Origin of the sequence: Arthrobacter sp. H14 (genome assembly GCF_000520495.1) — a bacterium.
Lineage (GTDB): Bacteria > Actinomycetota > Actinomycetes > Actinomycetales > Micrococcaceae > Arthrobacter_C.
This window is the reverse complement of sequence record NZ_AZRX01000485.1, coordinates 1-5,295: the sequence shown is the minus strand read 5'-3', so window position 1 is coordinate 5,295 and position 5,295 is coordinate 1. Positions and strand designations below refer to the sequence as shown.

The window sequence follows — 5,295 nt, the reverse complement described above, 5'->3', positions numbered from 1 at the left end:
GGCGCTGAGCACGGCCACCGGGTTGTTGAACTCCTCACCCGAACCCGCCACGAAACTCAGCGGAACCGACAAGGCGCTGGTCATGTCCAGCGTGAAAGTGGTGCCGACGGCATGGGCGAGCCGGAAGCCGGCCGGGGGCCGAAGCTGTTGAGTCAGAGCCTCACGCTCATTGGCATCAAGCACGTGAAAGCCCTTCGTGAATGTCCAGTGCAGTTCGACGTACGGCCGTCCACCGGAAGCCGATTGCAGCGACGTCATTGGGAGGTTGCCAATTCCGCAACCGTCGCTGGTGGCGGAACCGCGAGTTGGCCTTCTTCATCAGCATCTCGCGCTTCATGACGGCGGCGCGGAGATCCTCGTTGTCTACGAGTTCCCGCGTATCGCGGGCGGCATCCGTCATTACCCGCACGAATTCCATGGTCAAGGTGCTGATGTTGCGGTTCTTCTCCTTGGCACGGCGCAGGAAGTCCTCGACGTCCCAAGCCGCCAGCAATTCCTGTTTGCCCGGGCGCTGTTGCTCCCAGTTATCCAGCAAGGTAGCAGTATGTTCGACGGCGTCCAGCCCCGCGTCCGGCACGTCCCGCGCGACCGCTTCGGCCACCAAATGGTTGTAGAGGATGTTGGCACCATGGTGAATGAAGGAGAACAATTCCGCATCCCTGAGCCATTGCGCCGCTTCGCCGCCCACCGCCTTGCAACCGGAATCGGCCCAGGGATATGGACTGCCCGACGTCGGTTGGCCGCCTGCCGTCATGATGTGGGCCAGCAGCGTCCCTTCACACGTAGCGAGGATCCGCTCCTGCAACCAGCGGGCCTCCTCCACCGACAGCTCCAGCCCTCGTTCCTCCGACCGCGGAAAGCCCTCGGGCCATTCGGGAAGCGTGGGATGCCAGACAAAGGACGTTTCATCTGCTTCAGAATCCATTCCGCTCACGCTCATGGCCTGCGTGACAGTAGCCCGGTTCAGCTCCGAACTGACGATTCCGTAAGTACGCAGTGCGCTCCAGTAAGCTCCGGACGGGAGCTGTTGAACGTTGCGTCCGGCGTCCCGGCCGATGAACGATTCCATGCCGAGTTCGCGGAACCGTTCGATCAACCTCCGCTCCGCCTCTTCCGCATTGGCCCGTGACCGATCCGGATCCATACCCCGCCGGTAGCTGCTGAGGTACGCCCACGGAACCAGCAACATATACCGGGCGCCGGCGTGCAGAACCGACGTGCCGGGGAACAAGCTGTTGCTGATCACGTCACGTACCTGTCCGGTTCCCAAATCATCAGTCGTTTCCGGTGAGCCGAAGAGCTTCACCAGTTCACGCATGCGGGTGTTCTCGTCGGTGGAGGCATCGAGCCAGGAAATCAGGGAAGGCATAAGCGAAGCGGTTCCTTACAGCTGGAGGTGAATTAGGCCTGTGGTCCGCTCCGGGGAGGTTGCTGCGGAGCCGGTGGACCAAGGCGATACTGCTGCACGTACGCCTGCTGCTGTTGCATCGGTTGCGGGTCCTGCAAACGCTCTACCTGCTCCGGCTGCTCGGAAGTATCACTTTGTGGGTCAGCCGATTCGTTCCGTTCCCGGGAGAACCAAGCGTCGTACCGTTGATCGATTCGGCTAATCGTTCTCCATCCACCGACAACCATCAATATCAACCCCAAGAAGCTGACTAGGGCTAAAACAGCTGCAGCACCGAAGAATGAACCAGCCTCAGATTTTCCAAACGGAGATGAGACTTGTTCGACCAGACCCATGTAACTCAGAAAACCGCTCGCTATCGTTCCAACGATGAAGACGAGTGCGCCCCAGATCAGAATCCGTGCGGCCGGTTTGACGTACGGAATGCTCAACTAATCCCCCAAAAGTCAACGTTCTTCGAATTCACCCTATACCCCAACGACGGCGTTTAAACCGACCGGGTCGCCGCCATCAGAGGCATCATCCGTCGAGGTCGATGCAGCATCCCAGGGTCAGGGACGTGCCTAACGCTACATCTGCTCCACGGTCCCGTCCTCAGTGACCGTGAAGACTTTGATCCGGAGCTTCTGCAAGACCCATGCGGGTATGCGATGGATCTTGGCCAGTGCTTCCGCCGGAACGACAATCGCAGGAATGAACGACACGTCCTCATCAGCCGGAAACCGTCGCAACAGTTGGCCGAACAATGTGTCTACGTCGAGGCCCATGCTCGTACCGGTTCGGCCTTTGACCTCGGCCTTCAATGTGTCACCATCCTTGGTTGCGACCACATCGCAGTAGTCCATCTGGCGCTGCACATCCCACCCCCTTCCTGCGAGATAAGCAGCGAAAGCCGCCTCGATGATGTTTTCACTCCCAGCACCGGTGGTCGCAGGGGACGTCACGACTTCTCCTCTCAGCACGGCTCCGAGCCGCCTTTCATGGCACCCTCTTTGGACGATCCGGGATCGATGCCGAGGGATACCAGTGGTGAGCGAAAGCTACGCTCCTCTTGGGGTTATTGCAATTGCCAAAAGTTCTGGTCGTTTTCGAGTCTGGCTGTCCCGAAGGGAAGAACCCGAGTATTTCTGACCTTGTAGTGAGTTACTGCCAGCGGACGTCATGGGCGGAGGTCCAGCGGCTTCACCTCCACGTCCTTCCTGATCAAGTCCTGGAGATCATCCTGTCTCGCGAAATCAAAGTCGCCGCTTCACTGAACATCTACTTTCGCCATCGATATAGCTGCCGTGTCTTATGACGACTTCGAGGGGTAATCCCAAATCCAGCCGCCTGCCCCATGTCCCCACCATTCACACGCGACCTGGCCGCTCTTGTCCGTGACGTCGAGGATGACTACCCCCGCTCACTTTTTCGGCGTTCCCAATGTAATGGGGCAACATTCGGGATTGGTCGCCGAGGCAAGTTCCGAGACACAGACGATTCGACGGTGTTCATTCGAGTTCCGTTTTCCCATAGCCAGTCCAGTTATAAGGCGTGAGGCTCAGCATGTTCGATTGGCCATTGATGGAGGTGTTAGTGCGCAATTCTGCCGACGTTTCCACTTGCATCTCAACGGCTAGTGGATAGCCATTAGCCTCAGGGGAAACATGGCGTCGCACTTGATGATCTCTATGGATGTGACCTTGAGCTTGAAGTTCCCCGGCCCCCATACGTGCTGTTGATAATCAGGGTTCACCGTATCCCGGCGAACTGACAAAGGACCATTGCCTTCCCACGGCACAAGTCAGGCGGGAACTTGGTGGACCCCCATCACCGGTTACTTGCCGACCGTGCCGAGGAAGATCGCGTCCTCGTACTCGAATCCCGGCGCGACGGACAGCAGCACCTCGTACGCTTTGTCCGTCGGGACGGCGAAAGGTAGCGTGAGCGACTGTTCCTTGCCAGGGAGGATCTTCCCCTGCCACATGTCCCCGTAGCCCTGCCCGGAATCGAATACCCGCTCGGCTACTTTCCCGGTGTCCCCATAGTTAACTGTTGTGTACGCGCCTGCGGGGTCGAAAATGCCGTCCGTCCCGTTTTCGATGGTGATTTTGAACAGGCGCATCTGCCCGCCGGTTTCGTCCGCCCCTGAGGCATACTGGGATGCTTGCGCCGCGCCTGCATGTGTCACTGTGACGGCTATTCCATCCTCGTACTCCCATGTCTCCCCGAATTCCACGAGCGACTCCTCGACCTCCGGCGCGGGACTGGGAGATTCAGGGGAAGGTTCTGGAGCAGGCGCTGACTCGGGCGCGGGTGAACTTGCCGGTGCTTGGATAGCCTCGGGCTCCGAACCGGAGGTCTGTTCAGCGCCGGTGGTGCAACCTGTGGCGGCGAGGACAATGCCGCAGGAAATGGCGAGAGTGCTGAGTGTTTTCTTCATGGTGTTCCCTTTCAACGTGCCGGCTTGTTCCGGCGGTCTGTCTTACTGTTTTGCCCAGGTTCCGCAGCGGTTAGTGGTGAAGTCCTGCCCCTCGGACAAGGTCACGGTGGGCCGCCCTCCCCCTGGAATTCCGTTGGAGACGATGTCTTCGCTGTTCGTCCCGCTCACATAGATGCCCCAGTAGCACGAGGAGCGGACGCCATCGGTGGCCCTGTAGGTGCCCGGCTCGATGTCGACGCCCACTGTCCAGGTGCCTTCGCTGATCGTGTTCTTCGCCTTCTCGGCTTCAGCGCCGGCCACAGCCGTCTCGCGATCCTCCAGCTTTGCCTGGGCCTTCTCGAGCTTCGCCTGTGCCTCTTCGAGTTCGGTCTCGGCCTTCAGGAGATCCACTTCCTGTTGGGCCACCTCGGATTCGCGCTCTGCTATGCCGCTGGACAGCACGTCGTACTCTTCTTGCAGGTCCGCCAGGTCGGACAGCGCCTCGTCCCGCTCCGTCTCCACGGTCACGACATCGTCAGTGAGCGCTATGTAGGCATCGCTCGACGTCGGATCGGCGGCGGCAGCGCCGGTAAAAGCACCGCCGCCAAAGAGCACAAGTCCGACGACGACGGCCGCTGCCCAGATCGGCTTGCGGGACCGCTCTTCAGATGGCGGCTCGTCGTGCGGCTCTGTTTCCAATTGGTTCAGCATGCTTCCTCCGTGCGAGTCGTTCACTGTGAATGTCCGGGTGTGAGGAGCGGGAAACACCCCCAACTTGTCTCCCGTTCCTCACGTTGCCGGGCAACTCCAGAACGAGCTGGCCGACATAAAGAAACGTAGAAGGAAAGAACCGTCTCTTTCTCCGAATCCACTGATAATGCCCCTTATCAGCCATCCCGGCCCAGTACACTGCCACGACCGCCGCCGACCTCATGATCAGAATCCTCGGAAAAGTGGCTGCGGGACAGGGGGTTACCGTGGTTCCGACGGAGGCGGAGTTGACCGCGCAGCAAGCCGCTGACATGCTCAACGTCTCTCGCCCGTCTCTTGTGGGGCTTCTGGAAGCCGGAGAGATCGACTTCGGCGAAGTGGGTACACATCGTCGGGTCTTCGCTGAATCTTTGTACGCCTACAAACGGCGCGAATCGATAATCCAACGCGACGCTGGGGACGAACTCGGCGCGCTCGGCCAGGATATGGGTCTCATCTAGTGTGTTGCGCCGTTAGTTCGTTGCTAGTTGTTGGTAGGCTGGAGTATGGCGCAACGAGGACCGGCATTGGCCGAAGTGAGACTCTCCGATACGGAACGTGACCAGTTGGAGCGGTGGGTTCGCCGGCGTAAGTCCGCGCAGGATCTGGCGCTACGTTCCAGAGTCGTGCTGGAGTGCGCGACGGGGGTGTCGAATTCGGAGGTCGGCAGGCGGTTGCAGTTGTCGCTGCCCACGGTTCGGAAATGGCGTTCCCGGTTCCTGGAGCGACGTCTGGA

At 59.8% G+C, this 5,295-nt stretch carries 7 protein-coding genes; 2 read left to right on the top strand and 5 right to left on the bottom strand.

Annotated elements, in window-relative coordinates:
* The 5 genes from Y707_RS0101520 to Y707_RS0101490 all read right to left on the bottom strand — a co-directional run.
* A partial coding sequence (locus Y707_RS0101520; RefSeq protein WP_026533803.1) for a hypothetical protein occupies positions 1 to 183 on the bottom strand: 183 nt, incomplete at its 3' end.
* Complete coding sequence (locus Y707_RS0101515) at positions 176 to 1,369, bottom strand: DUF6361 family protein (RefSeq protein ID WP_026533802.1); 1,194 nt, start codon at positions 1,367 to 1,369, stop codon at positions 176 to 178. The genes Y707_RS0101515 and Y707_RS0101520, both read right to left, overlap by 8 nt.
* A gap of 608 nt (positions 1,370 to 1,977) precedes the next feature.
* On the bottom strand, positions 1,978 to 2,352 hold the full coding sequence (locus Y707_RS0101505) for a hypothetical protein (protein WP_051441534.1): 375 nt from the start codon (positions 2,350 to 2,352) through the stop codon (positions 1,978 to 1,980).
* 872 nt (positions 2,353 to 3,224) lie between these two features.
* A complete protein-coding gene (locus Y707_RS0101495) occupies positions 3,225 to 3,830 on the bottom strand; it encodes a hypothetical protein (protein WP_026533799.1) in 606 nt (201 codons plus the stop codon).
* Positions 3,831 to 3,872: 42 nt separating this feature from the next.
* Positions 3,873 to 4,520, bottom strand: coding sequence for an Rv1352/Rv1906c domain-containing protein (locus Y707_RS0101490; RefSeq protein ID WP_051441533.1), 648 nt, complete (start codon positions 4,518 to 4,520; stop codon positions 3,873 to 3,875).
* Positions 4,521 to 4,762: 242 nt separating this feature from the next.
* Between Y707_RS0101490 and Y707_RS22550 the strand changes: the two genes are divergently transcribed.
* Entirely contained in the window at positions 4,763 to 5,020 is a 258-nt protein-coding gene (locus tag Y707_RS22550; RefSeq protein WP_051441532.1) for a helix-turn-helix domain-containing protein, read from the top strand.
* Positions 5,021 to 5,065: 45 nt separating this feature from the next.
* On the top strand, positions 5,066 to 5,295 hold a 230-nt coding region (locus tag Y707_RS22545; protein WP_035779862.1), incomplete at its 3' end, for a helix-turn-helix domain-containing protein.